Source organism: Oceanobacillus oncorhynchi, assembly GCF_000821065.1.
In the GTDB taxonomy this organism is placed as follows: domain Bacteria; phylum Bacillota; class Bacilli; order Bacillales; family Amphibacillaceae; genus Oceanobacillus; species Oceanobacillus oncorhynchi.
Window position 1 is genome coordinate 691575 of the sequence record NZ_CDGG01000001.1, and the last position, 23845, is coordinate 715419.

Below are 23845 nucleotides of genomic sequence, written 5' to 3' on the forward strand. Positions count from 1 at the left end.
TTTTAGTGTAATCGTTTTGGAATAGAAATCGAGTAGATGGACTCAATCAACTGATTCAGTTTTCCTTCAACCCGGTGTAACAAGTAGAAGGTTACCGCAGCAGGAAACCCAATATCGGTTAATAGAGAAATCCATGCCTCCATCGTATTCACCACCTTTGATTTTTAAATAAATTTTAAGAACAAGCTTTCAGACGAAAAACAGAAGAATTTTCTAGAATAAAAGACAATGCCGTGAGGATACTCTCCTCACGGGCCAAAGTCTTGTTACGATAAAAGGATTATAATTCAATATCTTCCACAATACGTTCCACGATACGGGCACTGTGGATTTCAGTTAATCCGCCGCTTGCGGAATACAGGGCATCCTGCTGAAGAATGGTATCCATTGCTTGCTGAACAGCTGCTGGATCTGCTGGTTCCACAGGATGATCGAGTGTGTAGGTTACCACACGGCCTTCTTCATTTACAAATTTCAATTCAAGCTTGCGCATAGGTTCTCACCTCCTTTCTTTACTGAATCCCCCATTAAGCCTCTCTTTCATGAATTTCGGAAACATCCCGACGGCTGATTGCGTAAAGGGTATGCTGCTGAACAGATGCGAATGCATTTGCTGTTAATAAGAGCTGTTCAGCAGTAGCGTCTGGTTTCACATAATTGAATCGTTTTTGCTTTAGGACAAACTCGCCGGTGATGGGGTCTACACCTTCATTCAGCGTAAGCTGCAAAACCGATTCGGTTAATTCTGCGACTGCCATGGTCATCACCTCCTTTCACACTTATATTCAATTCTCAGAGACAAAAAGGGGCATGTTTATAAAAAGATTTTATGTTTTGATAAAAAAATTACTTGTTTAAAAAGGGAAGAATGATCCTATAAAACGCTCTATATCACACTTTATAGCAGGGGCCCTGCAGAGAATGTCGAAAAATGTCATTAAAAAGGTCAAATAAGTTATAAATTACCGTTTGTAGCGTTAAACGGTAGCATATTTATTAAAAAACGACAGTTTACCCGGACAAACTAGGATTTTACTCCGAGAAAATCCTAGTTTGGCAATATGACATAATTTTTAACTTCTGCTAGATTAAAAGCAATCTATTGAAAGGGGAGTTCAAAAATGACAAAGAAGAAATGGGAACTGGAGGATTTTATTGAACAGAATCAGCGTAGGGTATACTACCAAATGGCAAGGCTGCAAATTAATGATAAGGATGGGGAATATTTTCAAGAAGGACTTGTAGCCATGTGGAGAGCGTATGAAAACTATAATCCGGATAAAGGACCATTAGCGACATACATGAATTTTGAAATTCGAAATCGTTTGGTGAATGTATTTCATAAATCCATTTTGGAAAGGAAATACATAGAGCAGCTAGGGCATCAGCAAGAAGTAGAGACGCAGGCAGGAAATTATATGGATGGGAAAAAGAAAAAAATACTCTCTAAAAATGAAGGGGGAACGAATCCGCAGGAAAAACTGGATCAGGAAAGTGAAACCGATTTCTCTGAATTCACATCGATACTGACGGAAAAGCAAAAAGTCTGGTTTAACTGTGCAATTATAGAAGGACTATCCAATCAGGAAATTGCAGAGAAAGAACAGGTAAGCTTGGAAGCAGTAAAAAGCTGGGCAAAGAGCGCCAAACGTAAACTTCGGAAAATGGATTGGGATAGAGGCTAAAAGGAAATCAGCACACACATTATAAATGGAAGGGCTATAATTATTATTTTGGACGATTATAGTCCTTTCTATCTAAGGAAAGAAATTTAGAAGATTTATATTCATATAACAGGGAATAAATCCCTAAGTGAAGTTTTCAATTTATTTTACTTAAAAAACTGCAAAAATCAGGACTTTTGGCGCTAATAAAACAATCTAGTAAAATAGTGAACCTTTCGTGAACGTTTTACCGCGGTAAAACGATTTCAATTTAAAAAAAATGACTTAAGAAAAGATTAGGTATTGCCGATATATAGATAGAAAGCTAGAATTAAATATAGGAGGTGGAAAGATTTGAGAAGAAAGTGGTTTCCTTTCTTTTTGGTGATTTTATTGGTAACTTCTCCATTTGCTTCCGTCAGTGAAGTATATGCGATGAGTCATTCATCTAAAGAAGATGAGCAAAATAATGAGCCAGAAGATAGGGATAAAGAATCAGATGTTGATGAACAGGATTCTTCCACGGACGAAGCGGTGTCAGAAGAAATAAAGCTTAAATTAGGGGATGACGATGAACAAATTCTAGATCTGAAAGAAGATTTAACAGAGCTTGGATTTGCAGCATTAGAAAAACCTACAACTTATTACGGCCTACATACAGAGGAAGCTGTAAAAGCATTTCAAAAGTTTTATGACATAGAAGACACGGGAGTTGCAGATGAAGACACACTACTACAAATAGAATACATTTTAGGAGACGATTCATTCGACCGTGAAGAGCACCTGGAGTTCAGTAAACCTGAAGAATTTGTGACGGAAGAGGAAGAAGTCGAAGAACTGCCGGCAGCAGATGTGGAAGAAGACGCTGAAGCCGAAGCAGGGGAAAGTTCTGAAGAAGCAACAGAGGAAGAAACTGAAGCGGACACAGAAGAAAATGCTGAGGAAGCAACAGAGGAAGAGTCTGAAGCAGACACAGAAGAAAAAGCTGGAGAAGCGACAGAGGAAGAGTCTGAGGCGGACGCAGAGGAAAATGCTGAGGAAGCAACAGAGGAAGAGTCTGAGGCGGACACAGAAGAAAAAGCTGGAGAAGAGACAGAGGAAGAGTCTGAGGCGGACACAGAAGAAAAAGCTGGAGAAGCGACAGAGGAAGAGTCTGAGGCGGACGCAGAAGAAAAAGCTGGAGAAGCGACAGAGGAAGAGTCTGAGGCGGACGCAGAAGAAAAAGCTGGAGAAGCGACAGAGGAAGAGTCTGGAGCAGATGCAGAAGAGCAAGCTGGAGAAGCAACAGAGGAAGAGTCTAAAGCAGAGCCAGAAGAAAATGCGGAAGTAGCAGAGGAAGACGCTGAGGTAAAAGAACAGCAAATTGGCATACAAAGTTTTGCTAGAGCAACAGTATTTTCTACACAGTCAAATAGTCTTCAAAAAGGAACAAGCTCTGCACAAGCTAAGAAGCTAAAAGAGAATCTGAAAAGCTTAGGCTATTTAAGCTTACCAAATCCAAATAACTATTTTGGAGTACAAACAGAAAAAGCTGTAAAAGATTTTCAAAGACAGTTTGGTTTAACCGTAAATGGAATTGCGAATCAAACAACGATAGCAAAAATTGAAGAAGTGTTGAAAAGCCCATTACAAAAAGGGAAACGGAATGCGTCTTCTAAAACGCTAAAAGAGAATTTGAAAAGCTTAGGTTACTTAACGTTATCAAATCCAAATAATTACTATGGGGTACAAACAGAAAAAGCCGTTAGAGCGTTCCAAAAAGACAATGGTCTAGCGCAAAGTGGAATTGCCGATAAAATTACATTGGATAAAATAAAAGCTGAATTGAATAAAGTTCCGCAAAAAGGGATCCGTACTAAGGAAGTAAAAAAACTCAAAGAAGATCTAAACCGCTTAGGGTTTACATCTTTTCCGAACCCCAATAATTATTTCGGAGTACAAACGGAAAGAGGAGTCCGGAATTTCCAAAAACAATTTGGTTTAACTGTAAATGGAACAGCAGATCAAACAACTTTAAATAAGATTGAAGAAGTGTTAAATAGCTCGCTGCAAAGAGGAAAGAGCAATGCATCTTCTAAACAGTTAAAAGAGAATTTGAAAAGCTTAGGTTACTTAACGTTATCAAATCCAAATAATTATTATGGTGTTCAAACAGAAAATGCTGTCAAAGCATTTCAAAAAGACAATGGACTAACTCAAAGCGGGATTGCAGATGAAATCACATTAGAAAAGATAAAAACTGAATTGAACAAAGTTCCACAAAAAGGAACGCGTACCGGTCAAGTGAAAAATCTAAAAGAGAACCTAAACCGCTTAGGATTTACGTCCTTTCCAAACCCAAATAACTATTTTGGAGTACAAACGGAAAAAGGCGTGCGAGGTTTTCAAAAACAGTTTGGGCTGGCTGTAAATGGAACAGCAGATCAAACAACTTTAAATAAGATTGAAGAAGTGTTAAATAGCTCGCTGCAAAGAGGAAAGAGCAATGCATCTTCCAAACAGCTAAAAGAGAATTTGAAAAGCTTAGGTTACTTAACGTTATCAAATCCAAATAATTACTATGGTGTGCAAACAGAAAATGCCGTGAAAGCATTCCAAAGAGATAATGGATTAGCCCAAAGTGGTATAGCGGATGAAAGAACACTCGCTGCTCTAGATGAAGCAATCAGCAATCGCTGGGTAATTAACCACGAAACGTATGACGTAACATTCAATCAGGCGTTGGACACGCAAATGAACCAATTACAGCAGACAGATATGTATCGAAATGAACCTGCTTATGTGCATAAAAATTATGTGAATGGTTCAAACAGAACAACAGCAAATGTAAATGTTCGCTCATCCGCAAGCAGTTCGAGCCACATTTATGGTCAGATAAAAAAGGGAACACAGGTCACAATTCTTGGTTCTACAGGTAATTGGTACAGAATCAGCTACAATGCTTGGAGAAATCCAACTAGAAGTGATGTAAGCAGTTATCTGAATCCAGAGAATAATGATATCTTCCAGCATTTAGATTTAACCAGCAGTGTTGGTGTCACAGCCTCTTCCTTAAATAACGATATTCTAAAAGGGAAAGGCATTCTTGCCGGCAGAGGACAAGCCTTTATAACAGCTGGTAAACAGCATAGTGTCAACGAAATCTATTTGATTTCACATGCGTTATTGGAAACTGGTAATGGAAGCTCTGCTTTAGCAAAAGGAATTGAAGTAGGGATAAATAGCAGCGGAAATCCTGTTGTAGTTACTTCATCTAACCGAAGCAGCCTTCGAAATATTAGAACCACATACAATATGTATGGTATTGGTGCGGTAGATGGCAATGCGCATAATGGTGGAGCCATCAGAGCTTATAATGAAGGCTGGTTCTCACCAGAACAGGCTATCATTGGCGGTGCCCGATTTATCGGAAATAGCTACATTCATAATCAATATAACCAAAATACGTTATATAAAATGAGATGGAACCCTGCGAATCCTGGCTACCCGCAATATGCAACAGATATTGGCTGGGCAGTGAAGCAAGTTCCAAGCATCAAGAGATTATATGATATGCTGAATAACCCGGTATTCAAATTTAACATTACGCAATATCGTTAATATGTTTTAACACCCGAATTACTTTCTCTGGAAATCGATTCGGGTGTTTTTTGCTTTTTTATATAACAGTTCGTATCAAATTATGGTATGATAAACGAAAGAATGGGTAATAGAATATAAAACGAAACTTCATTCAGTGGGAGTTTTTGCTCTTCCCCCACTGAAGGTTAGTTGAGTGAATCAGGGAGTTAGCGCCCGTTATCTCCCGCCTAAATAAATTCATTTTCACTCTCATTTTTAAGAAGGGAGTTTTACGGGCGATTCTCCGTGGCAAAGGTAAGTTTACTAGAATATAATTAAGTAGGTGAACAACTATGTGGAGTGCTGCTGAGTTGCTGATTGCGTTTGTTATCGCTTTGTTGACAGCAATCATCACGACACCAATCATTATATGGATCTCTAAAAAATGCAATCTAGTAGATCAGCCTGATAATAGAAAACAGCATCAACGGGCGGTACCAAGCATTGGCGGATTAGCTATTTTTATTGGTATCGCTGCAGGATTCCTCTATCTGCAGCCGGAACATCCGCAGATGACGGCGATTATCATTGGCGGAATCATCATGCTATTGACAGGGTTTCTGGATGATATACTGGATCTTCGTCCCGGCACCAAGCTGTTAGGCCAAATAGGAGCAGCTTCGGTTGTTGCCTATTCCGGATTAGTCATTGAGAAAGTGACATTACCTTTTATGGGAACGGTTTTCTTGGGAGAGTATGTTGGGATAGCTCTTACGATTTTCTGGATTGTGGCGGCTGCAAATGCGATTAATCTGATTGATGGATTAGACGGTCTGGCTGGAGGCGTGTCAACCATTGCCTTCACCAGCATTTTGATTATGGCCATCATGGATTATCGTGTGATTGTCATTGGATTATGTGTCTTGTTGATTGGTGCAACATTAGGATTTTTAGCATTCAATTTTCATCCTGCAAAAATATTTATGGGAGACACCGGAGCATTATTCTTAGGATATTCGATTGCGATAATATCCATGCTCGGCTTATTCAAAAATGTAGCCTTCTTCAGCTTCGTTATCCCGATTATTGTAATTGCACTCCCGGTATTCGATACATTGCTTGCTATCATCCGGAGAATCAACAATAAACAAGGTATTTCGGTAGCGGATCGAAATCATATTCATTATCTATTACTGAAAAACGGCTATTCGCATAGACAATCCGTATGGATTATCTACGCATTCAGTATGTTTTTTGGGGTAATGGCGATTGTCGTTAATAACGCACAACTGATGACGTCCTTGGCTGTCTTCTGCTTTGTTCTATTAGGGATACATCTATTTTCAGTGGTATGTGGAATCAGGGCGAGAGGAAGCTTTATTTCTTTAGTTAACAAGAAAGAAGAATTGCATAAGAGAAGGTTAAAATAAAGAATCTCACTATTCTTGGGTTGAAACAAGAATAGTGAGACTTTTTTCTGCGAAAATGAGAACTCGGTTACTTTGATATATCTAGGGGGAAACCTTTTCAGTAATAGTAGTAAAAGTTTATTCTTTTTTTAGTGTGCTGGGAAACATACCGTCTATTACTTTTGAAACCACTTCACGTTCTTCACCCTCCCAAGGGAAATGATGCATTGTCAGCATCGCGTGAGAGTTAATTTCTAAAATATGATAGTCGTCTTCATTAATCAATATATCTACGCCGCAGACTCGCAAACCAGGTATAGCAAGAATTGCTTTTCGTACGGTTTCTTTCAGTTCTGGTGAGATATCATCAGTGACATCGACTGCGTCACCGCCGGTGGAAACATTTGAATTATTTCTTAAATAGACGACCTCGTCTTTTTTCGGAATATCCTTAAAGGAGAAATTTTGTTTTTTTAAAACGCGCTCACTTTCTTCACCAGTATCCAGTTTTTTATGAAGCGGATTCTTCCTTTGGGCACGTTGTTCATTTTTTGCTGCAATTAATTCTTCTATATTATGTAACCCATCCCCGATAACATTGGCAGGTACTCTTTTTGCGATGGCTACAATTTCGTTTTTTACGAATGTAAATCGATATTCTATCCCTTCAACAAACTTTTCAATCAAAATTTCATCGCGAACTTCGGCAATCTTTTCGAAACAAGATTTAAATTCATCATAGGTATCTATTTTTACAAATACAAGCTTACCCATAATGCCATCGTTTGGTTTTAGCACAACAGGGAGAATATCCTCTGCCCATTTCCATGCTCTATCAGCTTGATTTTTCGAAAAAATTGCATTCTCAGGAGCAAAATAACCCATTCCGCGTAGTAGATTCCCAGTTGCATTTTTATATTTTGTTAGTTTTGTTGCCAGCCTTGTATTATAAGCAGTTGATATTTTACCCCCGCGTATAATATAACTTTTTTTACCATAAGACATTTTAAATCGTTTTCTCGGGAGAATTTCAAATGTAATACCGCGTTGGTGAGCTTCTTGAGCGAGCATTCTGTTGGATGTGCTTAAAGATCGGCCAGTAATTTCCTTTATATTCATGCATGTACACCTCATTAAACAAATTTTCTTTTATTATATCACTTTCAAGAAAAAGATAAGAATATTAATGTATAAACATCTATTTTAGTTCTCTGATAAGCAAAAAACTCTTTCCCAATAAAATTGGGAAAGAGTTTCGTGTTTATAAAGGATTTCCATATTCGTCCGTTTCTTCTTGAGGTACTTCTTCCTGATAAGGATCCTGTTCCTCTTGATATGGCTCTTCTTTGTAGGTTTCACCAGGCTGCTCTTCTTGATAAGGTTCTTCCTCCTGATAAGGATCACCTTGTTCTTCATAGGAGCCTTCCTCTTCGTACGTTCTTTCTTCGGTCGGTTCCTCCGAATTAGAATCCTCATAAGTTTCTCCTGATTCCTCCGCAGAGGAACTGGAGATTTCTAAGTGATCTTGAAGCAGTCTTTTCGTTTCTTCTAATGCCGGCTCGTCAAGCAGCCAATAATACGTAGAACCTGGCTGATAATCGCTGCCTTCTAAGGTCATATCTTCAATATCAAGACCGCCGGTAGCGTACTTTATAAAAGTCATCATTTCATTAAACGTCATGTTCGTATTCATGTTGTTGCCGACAGCGGCAATCAAGTCATCAAATTGAAACACAGAGCTGAGTGATGCTGCTTTATCTGCTACAGCATTGACAACTTCCATTTGCCTTTTTCCGCGTTCAATATCATTATCCAGTTTACGGGTCCGGGCGAATGCTAATGCTTCTTCCCCATCAACGGATTGTTCCCCAGGAAGCAGATGGATTGCATCGCCTTTATCCATGGAATCAGATTCTTTAAATTCATAAGGCACATCAACATCGATGCCGCCAATAGCATCTACCACGTCAACAAAGGCGTGGAAATTAACACGGACATAATAGTCCACAGGAATGTCCATTAAATTTTCAACCGTTTCAATCGTTGCTTTTGGTCCGCCATAGGCATGAGCATGAGTAATTTTTTCCTCCCGGCCTACTTCTGGAACGTATACATACGAATCACGCGGGATACTAACTAATTTAACGCTGCCTTCATCTCTGTTAAACGTTGCTAACATCAATGTATCGGAGCGAGAGGTTTCTGCATTATTTCGATGTTCGTTTTCGTCGACTCCAATAATAAGGACAGACACATTGTCGATATTCGGGTCCACTTCAAAATCCCGTAAATCCGAACCTTCACGACCGTCATCTTCATAAGAATCAGAGACTGCATTATTTGCTTTAACATATAAATAACTTCCGTAACCGACAACACTAATTAAAGCCAAGCCTATGATAATTAAGGTAATTAAGACACCTTTACGGAGTTTACGCTTTTTTCGCGTAACCCGGCGGCCTCGCATATTCTTTTGTTTTACCATTACAAATCTCCTTTTTTTACAAGAAATATCGACGGATTTCTTGATAAAGCCCATTTAATTTTACTATGGAATGAACTATTAGTAAATTTACAATTGCATTACATATTCATGATGATGTAACAGGAAAAATCAAACAATTTATCCATCGCATAAGTACAGCAGAGACACGCTTAAACGGCGCCAGCTTTATCTATAGGACAGAGTGTCTATTTTTAGCTGTCGTCTCTTAAATTATCCTTAATCAACGTAGAAGAGATTCCATCTGTCCGGGGGAGGTAGACGACTTCACAAAAAGAGCGCAGAGCATCGAATTTTCCCTTCCAATCATTCCCCATAACAAACGTATCGACGTGATAGGTCAAAATATCTTCTCTCTTTTGCTCCCAGGAGATTTCAGGGATAACCTTATCGACATAACGAACAGATTCAAGAATGATTTTCCGATCTTCATAGGAATAAAAAGACTGCTTATGCTTGAGTATATTAAAATCATCGGTGGATAATCCTACAATAAGATAATCACCCATTTCTTTTGCACGCTTTAATAAATTCACATGGCCTACATGCAGTAAATCAAACGTTCCATAAGTGAGAATAGTACGTATCATTTCCACCTCCTAAAACCGTATTAACGTAATAGTAACATAAGAATAGAACCAGGAATAAATCTGAGGACAAAAAATATGTTTTTTCGCTATAAAAAAAGGGAATTTAGATAATGAAGTTCTGTGCAAAAAGCAGCTTGCATGGCATAAGGTAAGCTGAACGTACAGATAGCTGAAATGGATATAGGATTGCCAGGAATGTCGCTGTGACATTCCTGGCGGGATACATCATTAAAAAACATATAGAGAACCGAGCTTCTTAAGCTAATTCCTTGGGAAAGTTATTCGCATTTTGTTCAGCTAAGTAAACATAATAGTCTGTTCGTAATTGTGCTACTTCTTGATGAAGCAGTGAAGAATCAGGGGCACTGATAGATTCAAAGAGCACAAGGTTCTGGTCCTTATCGATTCCAATATCCAGACCAAGTGTAGCTAATTCTTTTTTTCGTGTTTTTTCTATCTTTTTTGCAACGTTTAAGGCAAACGAATCCAGATGCTCATCCACTGCAGAGGCATCCTCAGTAAATTTTAATGTTAAAAACATACCTGCATCAAAGGTGACGCCGCTTTCTTGATTGTTGGGAGAAACTTGTTTTTCCGTACCAACGCGGATATATTTTTTCACAATGACCCACTTACCTTCTTTATTTTTTTCTAAATGAACACGGCAATTAAAGGGCTCACCTTGTTCCGTTCTGGAAGGTATGTATGGCTGGACAATACATTTACGTTTGGAAATAATAGATTGAAAGAACGCAAAGGCTTCTTTCAATGTCATGTTCGTAGTGGATTCCTGGTGACTGACCAGGAAGGAATCTTTATCTGCCTGTACGATTTTATAAATGTTTTCTCCGGATTGACTGTAGACAGGCTTCACAACGACTTCTCCATACTTTATTAAGAAGCCTTTAATGATAGAGAAGCTTTTACAGCGCAAGGTTGGAATGGCATACTTTTGAAACTGCGGATCCTTTGTTAACATTTCCTGGACACTTTCCTTGGAGATTTTATTTCTCCCATCCTCGGTTAAGTAGGCGCGATCTTGTAAATAGGCTATTTTTTGTTTGGATTTTAAGCAGAATGCAGAAACATCAATAATCTTTGGAATAGACATCTCGGCATTTTCCCACGTATCTTCCTTTAAAACCATCCCGGAGGTCATATGGTCATCTTCGTTGATATCGCTTGGGTTCATATACAGAATCTCGATTCCTTTGGATTGTGCTTCGATGGATATCTCTTTTGCCAGATCGGTTGGTTCTTTGAAAGGTTGCATTAGTCCTACTAACATGGAATCAATTCTCCTCCTAATTATTCGTATTTCTAATTATTTATTTTTAATTTTACCATAATCTATTGTGTTATGAAGTACCATTTTTTGAAAAGACATGAACATGACCGGTTTGTCAAGCGGGAGGCAAAATAAAAATCTGTACCTGCTGTTCGACTGGAACAGGCGGGTACAGATTTTTCAATAATGCTCGTATTTTAATAAAAACGTTTAAAGCTGTCGAAATGAGAGCTCCAGTAAGGGTTATCCAATGATGTGATGGTAACACCAGTAGATGAACCTGCATGAAGGAACTGATTATTTCCAACATAGATACCCATATGAGATGGACCAGATTTATACGTTCCAGAGAAGAATACTAAATCTCCTACTTGCGGATTGCTAATCGTCTGTGCTCTATCATAATAGCCTGCAACACTGGTACGAGGGATATTTTTACCTGCCTGATTATAAGCGTAATAGATGAACCCACTGCAATCAAACCCGCCAGGAGAACTTCCTCCCCATACATAAGGGTCACCCTGCTGGCTTTTTCCAACAGAGATAAGGGTATCTACATTATAACCTGCACTGGATGATGAGCTGCTGGAAGAGCTGTTGGATGATCCAGAGCTGCTATTTGAGCTGCTGCTGTTAGATGAGCTGGAACTAGAGCTGCTGGAACCATTTACTTTTAATGTCTGGCCGGCAATAATCAAATCAGATGACAAGTTATTGAGTGATTTTAATTTAGATACAGTCGTTCCATGCTGGCTTGCGATTTTAGAAAGGCTGTCGCCAGATTTCACTTTATAGGTGCTGGAAGAGCTTGATCCAGAACTTGAATTGGAACTAGAGCTGCTAGAATTACTAGAGCTTGAACTGCTGGAACCGCTGTTGCTGACAGTTAATTTATTTCCAGGGTAGATTAATGTCGTAGATAGATTATTCCACTTCATTAAGTTATTTAAAGAAATACCATGTCGAGAGGCAATACCGCTTAAAGTATCACCAGATTTCACTGTATATGTACTTCCGCTGGAATTGCTTGAACTGGAATTCGAGCTGGAACTAGAAGAAGAACCAGAGCTAGAATTCGAACTGGAAGACCCAGTTGTTTGTAAAACCTGATTCGGGAAAATAATATCCGAAGAAAGGTTATTGATAGATTTTAATTTGGACACGGTAGTTCCTTGACTTTGGGCGATTTTCCATAGGTTGTCGCCGCTTTTTACTTTGTAAGATGCTGCGTCGGCACTGTCTGTTGCTACAAAGGCAGATGCAATTGCTGCAGATGCAGTAACAGAGAAGATGATTTTTTTGTTAGCCATGTGTGCGTTTCCTCCTTAGATTTTAATGTTTGGGGTTTTATAGATGTGTTTGAATATGATTTGTAAGGAGACCAAGGAGGAGTGCATCAAGAAAATAACTGTGTGTGACAGGTATACTTTCTATTAGCTTTGTCCGTACGTTATATTAATGAAGAAATAAATCCATAAACGATGTACGCAACAATCCCGGTATAAGTACAAATCCCATATTCCATAAACGAACAAGATGTATTTTACTTCCAGATGTTTGTTTATTGTGATTGATAGAATGTAGTTTGTTAGTTTTAAAGAAGTATTACTAGTTTATTCCATTACGGCATAGTACAAGTATGTAATCTAGCACATCTGTCTATGAAAAATAATCCAATAAATACATCTTTATAGAATTATATCGTTTTATAGATAATAATGGTAGGTTTTATAGAGAAATGTAACATGTTTGTAATGTTTTAAAAAATAAGGTCGATAGAACTGTTTTGATAACACTTTCATTTAAATCTCAGGTATATAACCGTGTTGAAAGTATTGTTAATAATAACAGAAATAGTCATATTGATATAGAAAAAGTAATTAATTACATAATCATTCTTGGCAAATAATGTTAATGAACATTGAACAGACGTTTACTTGTAACTTTCCATTGAATTTATTTCGATAAATCATATCATTTCCCGGGAAATAACAACAAAATATACATTTATTAAAGAGATAGCGTTATAATAGAAGAAATAGATAAATGATTAATTGGAGGAATAGATGGTGGAACAATCAACATTGCTTATAAAAAACATTCAAGAAGCTTATCTGCCGGAAGAAGTTATAAAAAATGCATCGGTTATATCAGAGAACGGAAAAATAACACAGATTCTGACACAAGAACAAGCAACTAATCTATCCTTTTCCGGGAAAGTCATCGATGCAGAGCATAAATTAAAATTGCTGCCGGGGTTTATTGATGGGCACATTCATGGTGGCTATGGCGTTGATATCATGGATGCAACACCAGAAACCTTACAGACACTTGCGGATAAACTGCCATCAGAAGGAACGACCAGCTATCTCGCTACGACCATTACCCAATCAGAGGAAGAAATCTCTAATGCTTTAAAGAATGTTGCTGCATGGACAGCTGGCGGACAAAAATCGGGAGCAGATTTAGTCGGTGTTCATTTAGAAGGTCCTTTTGTAGAAGTTTCCAAAGCAGGAGCACAGCCGAAGCAATATATTACAGAGCCTGATTTAGCTAAATTTCTAGCCTGGCAGGACGATGCAAACGGACAAATTCGGACAATTACCATGGCTCCTGAGCATGATAAAACAGGGAAATTTATAGAAACACTAAATCAATCTGGCGTGAATGTATCTGCAGGTCATACTGATGCTTCCTTCCAGCAAATAAAGGATGCAACGAAATTAGGTGTTAGACAGCTGACGCATCTATGTAATGCAATGAATGGCATACATCATCGGGATATTGGAGCGGTTGGAGCTTCCTTTCAGTTGGAAGATTTACGCGCAGAGTTGATTTCAGACGGTATTCATGTTGTGCCAGAGATGCTGCAGCTTATTTTTGATAATGTCGGGTCTGATCGTATTATTATGATTACAGACGCGATGCGGGCAAAAGGATTAGATGAAGGAGAATATGAGCTTGGCGGACAGCCTGTTTTTGTGAAAAATGGAGAGGCTACCCTGGATAATGGTTCATTGGCTGGCAGTATTTTGAAAATGATTGATGCAGTGAAGATGATGCTGAAGCTAGATGGGGTAACATTACAGGATATTGTGAAGATGAATGCAGTTAACCCGGCAAAACAAGTTGGGATTTTTGATCGAAAAGGCAGTGTTGAGGTTGGAAAGGATGCAGATTTTGTTTTGTTAGATGAGCAGATGGATATTGCTTACACGGTTTGTAAAGGGGAAGTCGTTTATCAGGATGGAAAGTGAAGCAGTTTTCTATACTATTAAATAGTAATATCCATGTCTGCTATAAAGAAAGAGTGAATGAATGTTAGTTTTAAATCATTTGGTCAATAACTATTTTTATTTTTAGTGAAGGTATTTTAAGTCAAAATACCTTTACTTTTTTCGATTCTATTCCTTACCTCCCTGACTCAATTGTTAGTTTATTTAACATTCAGATAATTAGTGTTTTCTTTAGATATTCTGCTCATATTTTTCTTTTATATGGTGCAATATAAAAGAAAAGCAATATATACAGGTAAACAGTGACCCTGTTTGCAGTTGGCTGTGAAAGGTATATTATCAATAAACGCGGAAAAATAAATTTAATTACCTGTGTAAATGCAGATGTATTTAACGCTACAATAAAAATATCTTCATAAAGCGACAAACCATTTGGGAATAAAGATATGTATTCTCCCTAGACTTGAAATATGCACGCGCGAAGTTTACTCCTTACTAGAAAGGCTTTTAATGAAGAACCCAAAGATTATAGCAAATAGTAACATTAATAAAGCATAATTAATAGCTCTTTATGGACCTGTCAACTCCATTCAATTGACGTACTGTACAAAAAAGCTGATTGTTGATCTTAAAGCAAATGCTCAGTTCGATTGTGATTTAATTTCCAAATACGTGGTCTAACTCCATTATCTATAGATGGTGTTGGCTTTTAGGCTTATCTTTAGCTGCTCATACTAAGAGATGAGATGAAAAGTAAGGACGGATATAAAAAGAATAGCCGCACCGTATATGATATAAAATATCACGTTATTTTGGTAACCAAGTATCGATATAAAGTATTACGTGGAGAAATCGCAGTAAGAACATAGGTATTAATAAGACAAAGGTGTGAAGGAAGAGGAATAACCATCTTGCAAGGAATTTTGGGGGGAATAATATTCATATTTACTTCTAAAATGTTTTACTAATCTAGTACCAAGTAAAATCATGCAGTACCTAAAAGAAAGACTTTGTTGATTACTTCAAAATTAGTTTCCAGAGATAAAAAAAGAGATGCTGGGGGCAGCATTTTTTGGCGTCAGTAGGTAAAGTAAATGAGGGAACGGTTAGAAACTATAATAACGAAGAAAAAACATTTCGAATAGAAGGTTAAGTTCAGTCTTAGTAACGACATTAGTCATCGATATTTATGTTCAGATCAACATGCTTTAGCAGGGTAGGTCGTTTAATTGTTTTATACTTTGTTTCCTGTTCCCCTTTATAGATAAACTACTTTTTTATTCTAATTTCTATCATGTATTACTGCACATTAAAAAATTCAAAACAAATCGCCTAATAAATTCTAATTGGTATTTCTATAGTAACTTGAATAAAACCAATACTTTTTACATGTTTTGATAAGAGATAGTTTAAAATGAATGAAGAATATAACTCATTGAAATTTATCATGTATAAATTAAAATAGTGTAGTATAGTAGACTTTAATTTTTAAGTAACAATGAATTTGGAGGCATAGTAAATTATGAGAATTGGGTACTTACGTAACTTTAAACAACCTCAACAATTAGCAGGTTTAATTGCTTCAGTTGCACAAACTAAAAGAGTAGATATATTATATTTCACCCCTAAAGATGTTGACGTAAGGAGAAGCAGGATTAGAGGATTGCTTTATAAGGACGGTGAATGGAAGCTCGTAAAAGCAAAAATACCTAAAATCATTGATGTGAATTCTAATTGTTTAAAACATAGGGAAGTTATCAGACACTTGAGAAAGCGAGCTCATCTAACTGAAAATGGAAAAAATCGTTTATCAAAACTATCATTGCAAGAACAATTGAAGGCAGACTCAAACTATCAAAAATTTACTATACCCACAAAGAACTGTTCTTCCTTCTCGGAAATTGAAGAATTTCTTAATGAATACGACGATATTGTTTTACGACCTATACACAGTAAACAAGCAGAAGGTGTATATAAAATTACAAAAATTAGCCCGATGAAGTATATTTTAGACTATTACAACACTTCAATAGAAGTCTCTTATGAAGAGCTCGCCACATTTTGTAAAAACGAAATTCTCAAAAAAAATTATATTATACAAAAATACATAGATTCAGTAACGCCAGAGAAAAATTCCTTCGATTTGCGAATTCATTTCGAAAAGACTGGATATGGAAATTGGCGAATTATTAGTAACCAGATTCGCATTGGTCTCAATCAAAAAACTACAACAAATTGGAGACAAGGGGGAGGAATTATTGATACAGATATATTTATGAAATTAAAATACGGCAGTGAAGCAGAAATAAAACTAGAGCAAATGAAAGAATATGGACTTCAATTAGCAGCAAAAATAGAATTACTTAGAAAAACAAAACTAGCTACTTTAAGTATAGATTTAGGGATAGATCATAATGATGATATATTTATATTTGAAGCAAATGATGCTCCTGTAACGACAAATTTACTTGGTGAAATAGCTATGTTAAGAACAGATTATTACCGATATTTATTAAAAACAATTAAAGATAATTAAACTAAAAGAGGAAGGACAAAACGACTTCTTTCTCTTCCTCAGTGCAAATTGCTTAGTGCATTTCGTTATAGAGTAATTGTAAAGCGTGCTGCTTTTACGACTGCAATTTGATACAATCTCTGTATGAAAATATGACAAAGCTAATTGTGATGCTACAAATCTCAATTGAGACAAGAATTTAGAACAGGTATGAAATTTATTTCCCTAAGGAAGTCTGGTATCCTAGACTCTCTTATCCACACGTTGATAATGAAAATCACCAAACGCTTTTTGTGGACAACAAGATACGTATTTCCTTTTCGGGGCCGGATTTTCAGAAAACATTTGATGCGTTCTTTCCCGATTGAAATATTGGAGAAATATATATTTTCACGAAAAAAGCCTTTATTTTTTGATAGTAAATAGTAAAAATGGTACATCTTAAAACTTGACAAATGCGTCACTATCATTTTTTAAAAAAATTTATACTTCAAATTAATTTCTATTGTGGTAGAATTATATCTAGATAACTAGGATAACGAATGATTAGGAGGAGAATTGATTCCATGTTAGTAGGACTACTGCAACCTTTCAAAGAACCAACAGATCTGGCAAAAGAAATATCCATCGAAGCACAATCTAAAGGAATCGAGATTCTGTATATGAACCCAAGCGATATCAACGAAGATGACCATATAGCCTCCGGGTTGGTTTTAAAGGGAGATACATGGGAAGATACAGAGATGCCTATCCCAGAAATTATTGATGTTTCTGCATTCTGTTTAAAATCCAAACAAAAAATAGCCTATTTACAAGATCGCGCATACTTAACTGAAGGTGGGAGAAATAAAATCTCAAAAGAGAAGGTACAGAAAGTAATGGAGCAAGATGAACATTTACAACAGTATGCCATTCCAACATCCAGATGTAAAACATTCTCTGTTATTAAAGGCTATTTATTAAAATATGGCGAAGTTGTTGTCAAGCCTATCTATAGTCAATTAGGGGAGAAAATATATAAAATATCACAAGTAAATAAAGATGAGTTCATTATCGGTTACAATAAAACTAGCCAAAAAATGAATTTACAGGAAACTTTTTCATATTTTCAAAATATCATTTCAAAAGATAAATTTATTGTTCAAAAATACATTCCTTCCAGAACACATTTTGGGGATCCCTTTGACTGTCGTGCCCATTTGGAGAAAAATAAAGAAGGAAAATGGGTAATTGCAAAAAAATATATTAGAGTCGGAATAGGTCAGCAGGTTGCTTCCAATATTGGACAAAATAGCAGCATGCTGGATACCGGTATGTTTTTTAAACTAAAATTCGAAAAAGATGCACAATCAATTAATGATCATATAAATTCCTTTGCATTAAATATGGCCAAAAAAATAGAAACAGTACGAAAGCAGAAGTTGGTAACACTTGGCCTAGATATTGGAATAGACGATAGTAAAAGACTCTTTCTTTTTGAAGCAAACAGTGCTCCAGACACTTCTTTACTACAAGAGGAAGTAGCTAAATTGCGTACGGATTATTATACTTATTTATTGAAAGCAAATGTCGAGCTTATTCCAAAGGAAATTGTTTAAAATTCAAGGATTTTCTTTTCCTATTCAACCAGAAGTTCTAGTGCTTATTCCAAATCATTAAAACGATACAAGGCGCAAAGTTGCTGATGAATGTGCATGACTTGGGCCAATTCAGGAGATATCTCTCCCATTGACCCAGCCGTTTCTGTTCTTATTTTGTTAAATCGTCAAAGGCTCCGGTGAACAGGTCTTTATCTCGTTTCAGGTCATTACGTTGTTGCTTGCTCATCGGTTTAAACGACTTTCCGAACTTCGTCCCAATCCTTGGTAAATGCTGCTTGGATAACATGGAATGCATTGATTACCACAATAGCGCTTTGGGAGGTTTGAACAGCAATTTTATAATCTTACCACATATCAATGGCAGCCGCCATGACATGTTCGGGCTGAGCTAATTCCCGAAGGATCTTCATGACTTCATTTTTGAGCTGGCTTTCATGCACCAGAAACAATTGTGGACGCCATGGAACAGAGAGAGTCTATATGACAAGACGATATTTGTCTTTTCCTTTCGCCAAACTAACCTTGTCTATTTCAATTAACGACAGCTTAGAATGCTCAGCAAGACCGGGGTGCTCCGAATAGTTCTCCAACGCATGAATTCGTTCATTTTGACCGCTGCGATGAATGACTTCCCTAACAGCTATAAAAGTACGATCGGCAGTGGCGTGCAGAAATGCTTTGTAACCGATCTTGGGAATGCATTGATATCGTTCCAGCCAAGGCAAAGGCTACATAAACGTATGATGGTAAGTTTCACATAAAAAACGATGGTGATGGAAATAATCAATAATAGGAGTACCATTGTGAGAACTGGCAATAACCTGTTTACGATGATATTCATGTACTTTGGTGATCCAAAAAACGATCGGGACAATGAACTCCCTGATTGATTAACTGAATGTGATGGAATACTCTTGCGTTTAGATAGCTAAATGGAATTTCTTCTTGATAATAAATAACAAAAGGCATTTCATTTCCATTATTCATTATGATATAATAGTAAAGTATCCATATCATCCTTTTGTTGGTATTTGTGTGAATACTTTACCAATATGACAGATGGTTTGGATTTTTCTTTTTTTAATCTAATTTGTCGGATTATGTTCACCATAAGTTGTAACTGAATGAGAGCATTAAAATTTGATAATAATAAACCTTGTATTCCTTTTATTTAGTAATGAGAGGATGAGCGATAGTTAAGTTTGGTGAATATATTGCTATTCCTATAAACATTAAACATACTCCAACAAAATAACCTACCATATGGTAGAAAAACATAAAGTGATTTTATAGGAGGGAACTTCTTGAAAAACATAGCAGTAGCCGGCACCGGTTACGTCGGTCTCGTAACCGGCGTGTGTATGGCAGAAAACGGACATAACGTAATATGCGTTGATATAGATGAACAAAAAGTAAAAATGATGCGAGAAGGAATCTCTCCAATCTATGAAGTAGGACTGGAAGGATTGATGCGTAGGAACATTGAAGCTGGCCGATTGCATTTTACCACTGATTATCCATCTGCGTATAAAGAAGCGGATGCTGTATTTATTGGTGTTGGTACACCGGAAAAAGAAGATGGGTCAGCGAACTTGCAATATGTAGAAACAGTGGCAATACAAATTGCTGAGTCTGTTGCAAAAGATTGTTTAGCTGTAATTAAATCAACGGTACCAATTGGCACGAATGATAAAATTGAGGAGCTTATTAATAAGTCACTTGTTAATGATGTTAGAGTCGAAGTGGCATCTAACCCTGAATTCCTTGCACAAGGATCTGCCGTAAAAGATACATTAGAGGCAGCTCGCATCGTTATCGGTACGGAGAGTGAATGGGCAGAGAATCTTTTAACAGAGATTTATACACCGTTTAACCTGCCAATTGTATCTGTCAATCGTCGTTCTGCTGAGATGATTAAATATGCTTCTAATGACTTTCTTGCTTTAAAAATCTCTTACATGAATGATATTGCAAACCTATGTGAATTGGTTGGTGCAGATATTCAAGATGTTGCTGAAGGAATGAGTTATGATGACCGTATTGGCAGCAAGTTCTTAAATGCTGGTATTGGTTATGGGGGATCTTGTTTCCCGAAAGACACTAGTGCTTTAGAGTATCTTGCAAGACAATATGGATATGACTTGAGGACAATGCAAGCAACGATTAAGATAAATTCTGAACAAAAATTGAAATTGTATGATAAAGCGAAGCAGCGGTTAGAAACGTTTGAAGGTATCAAGGTAGCAGTACTGGGTTTAACATTTAAACCAGGTACAGATGACCTTCGTGAAGCTCCGTCACTTGCAAATGTCCCATTGCTTTTAGAACAAGGGGCAGATATCTATGCATATGATCCAATCGGGGTCGATAACTTTAAACAGTTTTATTCAGAAGGAAGTCATGGGCAGGGGAATATCACTTACGTGGATAGTCCGGAAGATGCTTTAAAAGGAGCAGCTGCATGTCTCATCTTCACAGAGTGGGGAGAGATTAAAGCTGTTACCCCAAATCAGTATAAAGATTTAATGCAGACTCCATTGGTGTTTGATGGTAGAAATATTTATAATGTTCAGGAAATGGCTGATAATGGAGTGGAGTATCATTCTATTGGCAGACCGGTTAAGAATATAAATTAATTAGTGCATTTTGATTTAACTAGCATATTTATTAGCAGCAGTTTACGGTTGGGCATATAGATATTATTATGAATTGAAGAGTTGATAAGTAGGAGGGCCCTTGATATTTAGAATGAGGAATATCAAGGGTCGTTTCTATACTTATAATATGTGTATATGTTGATCTCTCATTTTACATTCATTGTTTATGTAGTAAGTAGAACAAACATTAAACTTACTGAATTAAAAGTAATTTGAGAAAGCACTTATTTGGGGCTGCTTTTATATGGATCAATCTTATGAACTGGAGTGTGGGATCATTTCTTTTCACCTGCTAAAATATGTTAAATAATAGTCATGATATAATCCTTTATTGCATCTAGGTGTATTTTTTCAAATAGATAGTCTTACTAAACTAGCTATTAAGATAAAGAGAGTCACTGCATTTTGAGACAACATAATAGAAGTAAAAAAGAGTCTGTATGATTACGGCCAAGGAAATGTACCACTTGCGCCATCTTTTTTACCAGTGATTGCCACAGAACTTACCACCTGTTGCCACCGCATTTACCAATTGGGAGATTTAAGATAACGTAGGCTTTTGATGTTCAACAATCGCGCCCGATTGAGGCAGAATCAAAGAGTCCATATTTGCAATATCCAACGTTTTTATCAACATTGATTATGGCTAATCAGTCATAACTTCAAATAGGCAACCATCTAAATTGGTCCAAAACAACCCACGGGAAGCAAATGGGTGATCTGTGCGTCGATTTTCTGTTTCAAACGGGCTGTTCCCAAAGGCTACATTCCTTTTACGAAGTTGTTCATGAATCTGGTCAAAAGTATGTCCATCAACACTGAAAGCCAAATGCTGTTGTGGAGTATCATCCTCGATTGTCATAAAGAAAACAGAAAGATCGTCATTAACTTGCACTTCTGCAAACTTATTGTCTATCCCTTCATAACCATTAAGTTTTAGGCCCATATTCTCTGCAAATTCGTGTGCAGCTTTATCATTATTTTTAGCGAATACCACTGTGTGGTTAAGTGTAATTGTCAATTTAAAGTCTCCTTATATATTTTTAAAAATTATTGTCCATCTGAGTTTTTCTCTTCGTCATCAACTATTTTCAAAAGCTCTGCCCGTGTTTTTTCGAGCAGGTTTTGTAGTTGTTCCTTCTTTTCGGGCTTTTCTATAGCTTGACGGCCCACCTTGAAAAATTCATGGAATAAACCCTGAATGTCAGATCTTAAAGTCTGAATTTCGTCCAGGTCCACATTTTCAAGCACATTCATTCTTGAGTTAACAGGATCTTCATCTTGGTTTTTTTTCAAAAAGGCTTGCCCCTCATCTGTAAGATGATAAACTTTTTTCCGACCTTCTTTGATTACATTAACTAAATCTTGATCCTCAAGCATCTGTAGAATAGGATAAACGGAACCGGGACTAGGCGAATAAAGCCCCTTAAACTTTTCCTCAAGCTCTTTGATTAATCCATATCCATGTCTTGATTGTTCTTGTAACAATTTTAATAAGACAATCTTGAGATCACCACGCCCGAAGAAACGTTCACCACTAGTATCCTCACCAGATTCTTTGCCTGCGAAGATATGAGGTCTGCCTTGCCCGTCAAAGTTACCGTTTCCTATCCCAACTTCCGCGTCGAATCTGTTGCCTCTAAAGACACCATGATGATAAAAATGACTCTGTCCTTTTAAAAAAGGATATTGGGCCATATCAGGTCTTTTGTACACATTCAAAACCTCCTGTTAATTTTATTTTAAGTTAACGATATATCGTTACGCTAAGAATAAACGATATATCGTTAACTGTCAAGTTGGTGAATATACTTTCTTCAGTTCATTTTACCTATAACACGCTTTACTTAGAATAATGCCCTCTCTTATTCAGGTCCTACAATGAAAAATAAGCGCTTATCCTTATTTAAGGATAACGCCTGTTTGTTGGAAAACTGAACCGTCAATATTTTAACGAATGTATACTCTACGCCCCGGCCATGTTCAACTTGGCGTTTCTCTATGCTCTAACGACATTCTCGTCCGAGCAAAATAACTTAAATGGACTCGAAAAAAAGCAGTCATTGACTAGACACACTAACCTAGAAAGTCACGGAACTAACGTTACCTGTTAGCGTGACACTCCTTTAAAAGACTGAGATCCACCAACTACAAATGATGCAATCTTTTTGGCTACTTCTTCCTTTTTTAAGGTATGTTTACCAAGATACAATTGCAATCCACCTTCATGAATGATTTGTGATAAGATTGGCACGAACATATCCTTTTCAATATCTGAATACTTATAATCCAAACTTTTTGATAAAAAACTCTTTAATTCATTTAGTATTTTTTCCTTCATTTGAGGTAAGGCCCATTTACCATAGCTGCTGCGACATTCAATATTCGGTTGTTGGTAAAAATCGTATACTGCAAAAATGAGTTGATGTATGGTCTCCTCACCGAATTTCATATCATCTAAAGTATGACTTTCGATAGATGCTGAGGCAAAATCCCCCATAATATAGTCAATTAAATCGTATTTATCATTAAAATGTGCATAAAATGTAGCCCGGTTAACCTGCGCTTCCTTTGTTATATTAGCTATTGTAATTTTTTCAAAATCCTTTTGAGAAGCTAGATTGTAAAAAGCATTAATTAAGAACTGTTTTGTTTGTGTAATACGTAGGTTCCTTACTTTCGATGCCATTGTCTCACCTCCCACCCGACAATTTCGTAATGTTGTTGCTATAGCAACATTCGGCAGTAGATTGTTGGTTGTTGTAAAAATGTATTGGCTGTATAGTTTTCATTAAAGCAACACATGTTGTTTTAATATATC

At 36.9% G+C, this 23845-nt stretch carries 20 protein-coding genes and 1 pseudogene; 10 read left to right on the forward strand and 11 right to left on the reverse strand.

Annotation, left to right across the window (positions count from 1 at the left end; all coding sequences use genetic code 11):
- Window positions 1-2: 2 nt before the first annotated feature.
- The 3 genes from BN997_RS22400 to BN997_RS03170 all read right to left on the reverse strand — a co-directional run bounded on the left by BN997_RS22400 (window position 3) and on the right by BN997_RS03170 (window position 758).
- The gene (locus tag BN997_RS22400) at window positions 3-143 is read right to left on the reverse strand and encodes a YvrJ family protein (RefSeq protein ID WP_084612819.1); all 141 of its coding nucleotides are present in this window, start codon (window positions 141-143) and stop codon (window positions 3-5) included.
- Window positions 144-280: 137 nt separating this feature from the next.
- Window positions 281-493 (reverse strand): DUF2922 domain-containing protein, encoded by a 213-nt coding sequence (locus tag BN997_RS03165; protein WP_042529620.1) that lies wholly within the window; start codon window positions 491-493, stop codon window positions 281-283.
- A gap of 34 nt (window positions 494-527) precedes the next feature.
- Window positions 528-758 (reverse strand): DUF1659 domain-containing protein, encoded by a 231-nt coding sequence (locus BN997_RS03170; RefSeq protein ID WP_042529621.1) that lies wholly within the window; start codon window positions 756-758, stop codon window positions 528-530.
- A 363-nt stretch (window positions 759-1121) separates the two neighbouring features.
- Between BN997_RS03170 and BN997_RS03175 the strand changes: the two genes are divergently transcribed.
- From BN997_RS03175 to BN997_RS03185, 5 genes and pseudogenes are all read left to right on the forward strand, one after another.
- Entirely contained in the window at window positions 1122-1685 is a 564-nt protein-coding gene (locus BN997_RS03175) for a sigma-70 family RNA polymerase sigma factor (RefSeq protein ID WP_042529623.1), read from the forward strand.
- Between the two features lie 414 nt (window positions 1686-2099).
- Window positions 2100-2384 (forward strand): annotated as a pseudogene (locus BN997_RS23795) (peptidoglycan-binding domain-containing protein); the annotation flags it as partial.
- Between the two features lie 214 nt (window positions 2385-2598).
- Window positions 2599-2994: a hypothetical protein gene (locus BN997_RS23800; RefSeq protein WP_425311624.1), complete on the forward strand. Its 396-nt coding sequence runs from the start codon at window positions 2599-2601 to the stop codon at window positions 2992-2994.
- A 38-nt stretch (window positions 2995-3032) separates the two neighbouring features.
- Window positions 3033-5264, forward strand: coding sequence for a peptidoglycan-binding protein (locus BN997_RS22070; RefSeq protein ID WP_425311625.1), 2232 nt, complete (start codon window positions 3033-3035; stop codon window positions 5262-5264).
- Between the two features lie 314 nt (window positions 5265-5578).
- Window positions 5579-6655, forward strand: a complete 1077-nt coding sequence (locus BN997_RS03185; protein WP_042529625.1) for an MraY family glycosyltransferase — start codon at window positions 5579-5581, stop codon at window positions 6653-6655.
- Window positions 6656-6772: 117 nt separating this feature from the next.
- Here the strand turns inward: BN997_RS03185 and BN997_RS03190 are convergent, their stop codons facing one another.
- From BN997_RS03190 to BN997_RS03210, 5 genes are all read right to left on the reverse strand, one after another.
- Window positions 6773-7753, reverse strand: coding sequence for an ATP-grasp domain-containing protein (locus BN997_RS03190; RefSeq protein WP_042529627.1), 981 nt, complete (start codon window positions 7751-7753; stop codon window positions 6773-6775).
- A gap of 142 nt (window positions 7754-7895) precedes the next feature.
- The gene (locus BN997_RS03195) at window positions 7896-9119 is read right to left on the reverse strand and encodes an LCP family protein (RefSeq protein ID WP_084612821.1); all 1224 of its coding nucleotides are present in this window, start codon (window positions 9117-9119) and stop codon (window positions 7896-7898) included.
- A gap of 212 nt (window positions 9120-9331) precedes the next feature.
- Window positions 9332-9724 carry a glycerol-3-phosphate cytidylyltransferase gene (gene tagD, locus BN997_RS03200; RefSeq protein ID WP_042535699.1) on the reverse strand — a complete coding sequence of 131 codons (393 nt, stop codon included), beginning with the start codon at window positions 9722-9724 and terminating at the stop codon, window positions 9332-9334.
- A 259-nt stretch (window positions 9725-9983) separates the two neighbouring features.
- The gene (locus tag BN997_RS03205; RefSeq protein WP_042529629.1) at window positions 9984-11015 is read right to left on the reverse strand and encodes a YheC/YheD family protein; all 1032 of its coding nucleotides are present in this window, start codon (window positions 11013-11015) and stop codon (window positions 9984-9986) included.
- Window positions 11016-11212: 197 nt separating this feature from the next.
- Entirely contained in the window at window positions 11213-12325 is a 1113-nt protein-coding gene (locus BN997_RS03210; protein ID WP_042529631.1) for a C40 family peptidase, read from the reverse strand.
- A 756-nt stretch (window positions 12326-13081) separates the two neighbouring features.
- Between BN997_RS03210 and nagA the strand changes: the two genes are divergently transcribed.
- From nagA to BN997_RS03230, 5 genes are all read left to right on the forward strand, one after another.
- Window positions 13082-14272 carry an N-acetylglucosamine-6-phosphate deacetylase gene (nagA, locus tag BN997_RS03215; protein ID WP_042529633.1) on the forward strand — a complete coding sequence of 397 codons (1191 nt, stop codon included), beginning with the start codon at window positions 13082-13084 and terminating at the stop codon, window positions 14270-14272.
- Window positions 14273-14997: 725 nt separating this feature from the next.
- Window positions 14998-15120, forward strand: coding sequence for a transposase (locus BN997_RS23415; RefSeq protein WP_244882326.1), 123 nt, complete (start codon window positions 14998-15000; stop codon window positions 15118-15120).
- 653 nt (window positions 15121-15773) lie between these two features.
- Complete coding sequence (locus BN997_RS03220; protein ID WP_042529635.1) at window positions 15774-16787, forward strand: YheC/YheD family protein; 1014 nt, start codon at window positions 15774-15776, stop codon at window positions 16785-16787.
- 545 nt (window positions 16788-17332) lie between these two features.
- A complete protein-coding gene (locus BN997_RS03225; protein WP_042529637.1) occupies window positions 17333-18364 on the forward strand; it encodes a YheC/YheD family protein in 1032 nt (343 codons plus the stop codon).
- Window positions 18365-19671: 1307 nt separating this feature from the next.
- Window positions 19672-21003 (forward strand): UDP-glucose dehydrogenase family protein, encoded by a 1332-nt coding sequence (locus BN997_RS03230; protein ID WP_084612823.1) that lies wholly within the window; start codon window positions 19672-19674, stop codon window positions 21001-21003.
- A gap of 667 nt (window positions 21004-21670) precedes the next feature.
- Here the strand turns inward: BN997_RS03230 and BN997_RS03235 are convergent.
- From BN997_RS03235 to BN997_RS03245, 3 genes are all read right to left on the reverse strand, one after another.
- The gene (locus BN997_RS03235; RefSeq protein WP_042529639.1) at window positions 21671-22045 is read right to left on the reverse strand and encodes a VOC family protein; all 375 of its coding nucleotides are present in this window, start codon (window positions 22043-22045) and stop codon (window positions 21671-21673) included.
- Window positions 22046-22074: 29 nt separating this feature from the next.
- On the reverse strand, window positions 22075-22740 hold the full coding sequence (locus BN997_RS03240; protein ID WP_052484878.1) for a PadR family transcriptional regulator: 666 nt from the start codon (window positions 22738-22740) through the stop codon (window positions 22075-22077).
- 394 nt (window positions 22741-23134) lie between these two features.
- Window positions 23135-23713, reverse strand: coding sequence for a TetR/AcrR family transcriptional regulator (locus BN997_RS03245; protein WP_042529640.1), 579 nt, complete (start codon window positions 23711-23713; stop codon window positions 23135-23137).
- Window positions 23714-23845: the final 132 nt, after the last annotated feature.

What these genes read in the sequence shown, in the direction of transcription:
- BN997_RS22400 (WP_084612819.1), bottom strand. Translation starts at nt 143, where the DNA reads ATGGAGGCATGGATTTCTCTATTAACCGATATTGGGTTTCCTGCTGCG.
- BN997_RS03165 (WP_042529620.1), bottom strand. Translation starts at nt 493, where the DNA reads ATGCGCAAGCTTGAATTGAAATTTGTAAATGAAGAAGGCCGTGTGGTA.
- BN997_RS03170 (WP_042529621.1), bottom strand. Translation starts at nt 758, where the DNA reads ATGGCAGTCGCAGAATTAACCGAATCGGTTTTGCAGCTTACGCTGAAT.
- BN997_RS03175 (WP_042529623.1), top strand. Translation starts at nt 1,122, where the DNA reads ATGACAAAGAAGAAATGGGAACTGGAGGATTTTATTGAACAGAATCAG.
- BN997_RS23800 (WP_425311624.1), top strand. Translation starts at nt 2,599, where the DNA reads ATGCTGAGGAAGCAACAGAGGAAGAGTCTGAAGCAGACACAGAAGAAA.
- BN997_RS03185 (WP_042529625.1), top strand. Translation starts at nt 5,579, where the DNA reads ATGTGGAGTGCTGCTGAGTTGCTGATTGCGTTTGTTATCGCTTTGTTG.
- BN997_RS03190 (WP_042529627.1), bottom strand. Translation starts at nt 7,753, where the DNA reads ATGAATATAAAGGAAATTACTGGCCGATCTTTAAGCACATCCAACAGA.
- BN997_RS03195 (WP_084612821.1), bottom strand. Translation starts at nt 9,119, where the DNA reads ATGGTAAAACAAAAGAATATGCGAGGCCGCCGGGTTACGCGAAAAAAG.
- BN997_RS03205 (WP_042529629.1), bottom strand. Translation starts at nt 11,015, where the DNA reads ATGTTAGTAGGACTAATGCAACCTTTCAAAGAACCAACCGATCTGGCA.
- BN997_RS03210 (WP_042529631.1), bottom strand. Translation starts at nt 12,325, where the DNA reads ATGGCTAACAAAAAAATCATCTTCTCTGTTACTGCATCTGCAGCAATT.
- nagA (WP_042529633.1), top strand. Translation starts at nt 13,082, where the DNA reads ATGGTGGAACAATCAACATTGCTTATAAAAAACATTCAAGAAGCTTAT.
- BN997_RS23415 (WP_244882326.1), top strand. Translation starts at nt 14,998, where the DNA reads ATGAAAAGTAAGGACGGATATAAAAAGAATAGCCGCACCGTATATGAT.
- BN997_RS03220 (WP_042529635.1), top strand. Translation starts at nt 15,774, where the DNA reads ATGAGAATTGGGTACTTACGTAACTTTAAACAACCTCAACAATTAGCA.
- BN997_RS03225 (WP_042529637.1), top strand. Translation starts at nt 17,333, where the DNA reads ATGTTAGTAGGACTACTGCAACCTTTCAAAGAACCAACAGATCTGGCA.
- BN997_RS03245 (WP_042529640.1), bottom strand. Translation starts at nt 23,713, where the DNA reads ATGGCATCGAAAGTAAGGAACCTACGTATTACACAAACAAAACAGTTC.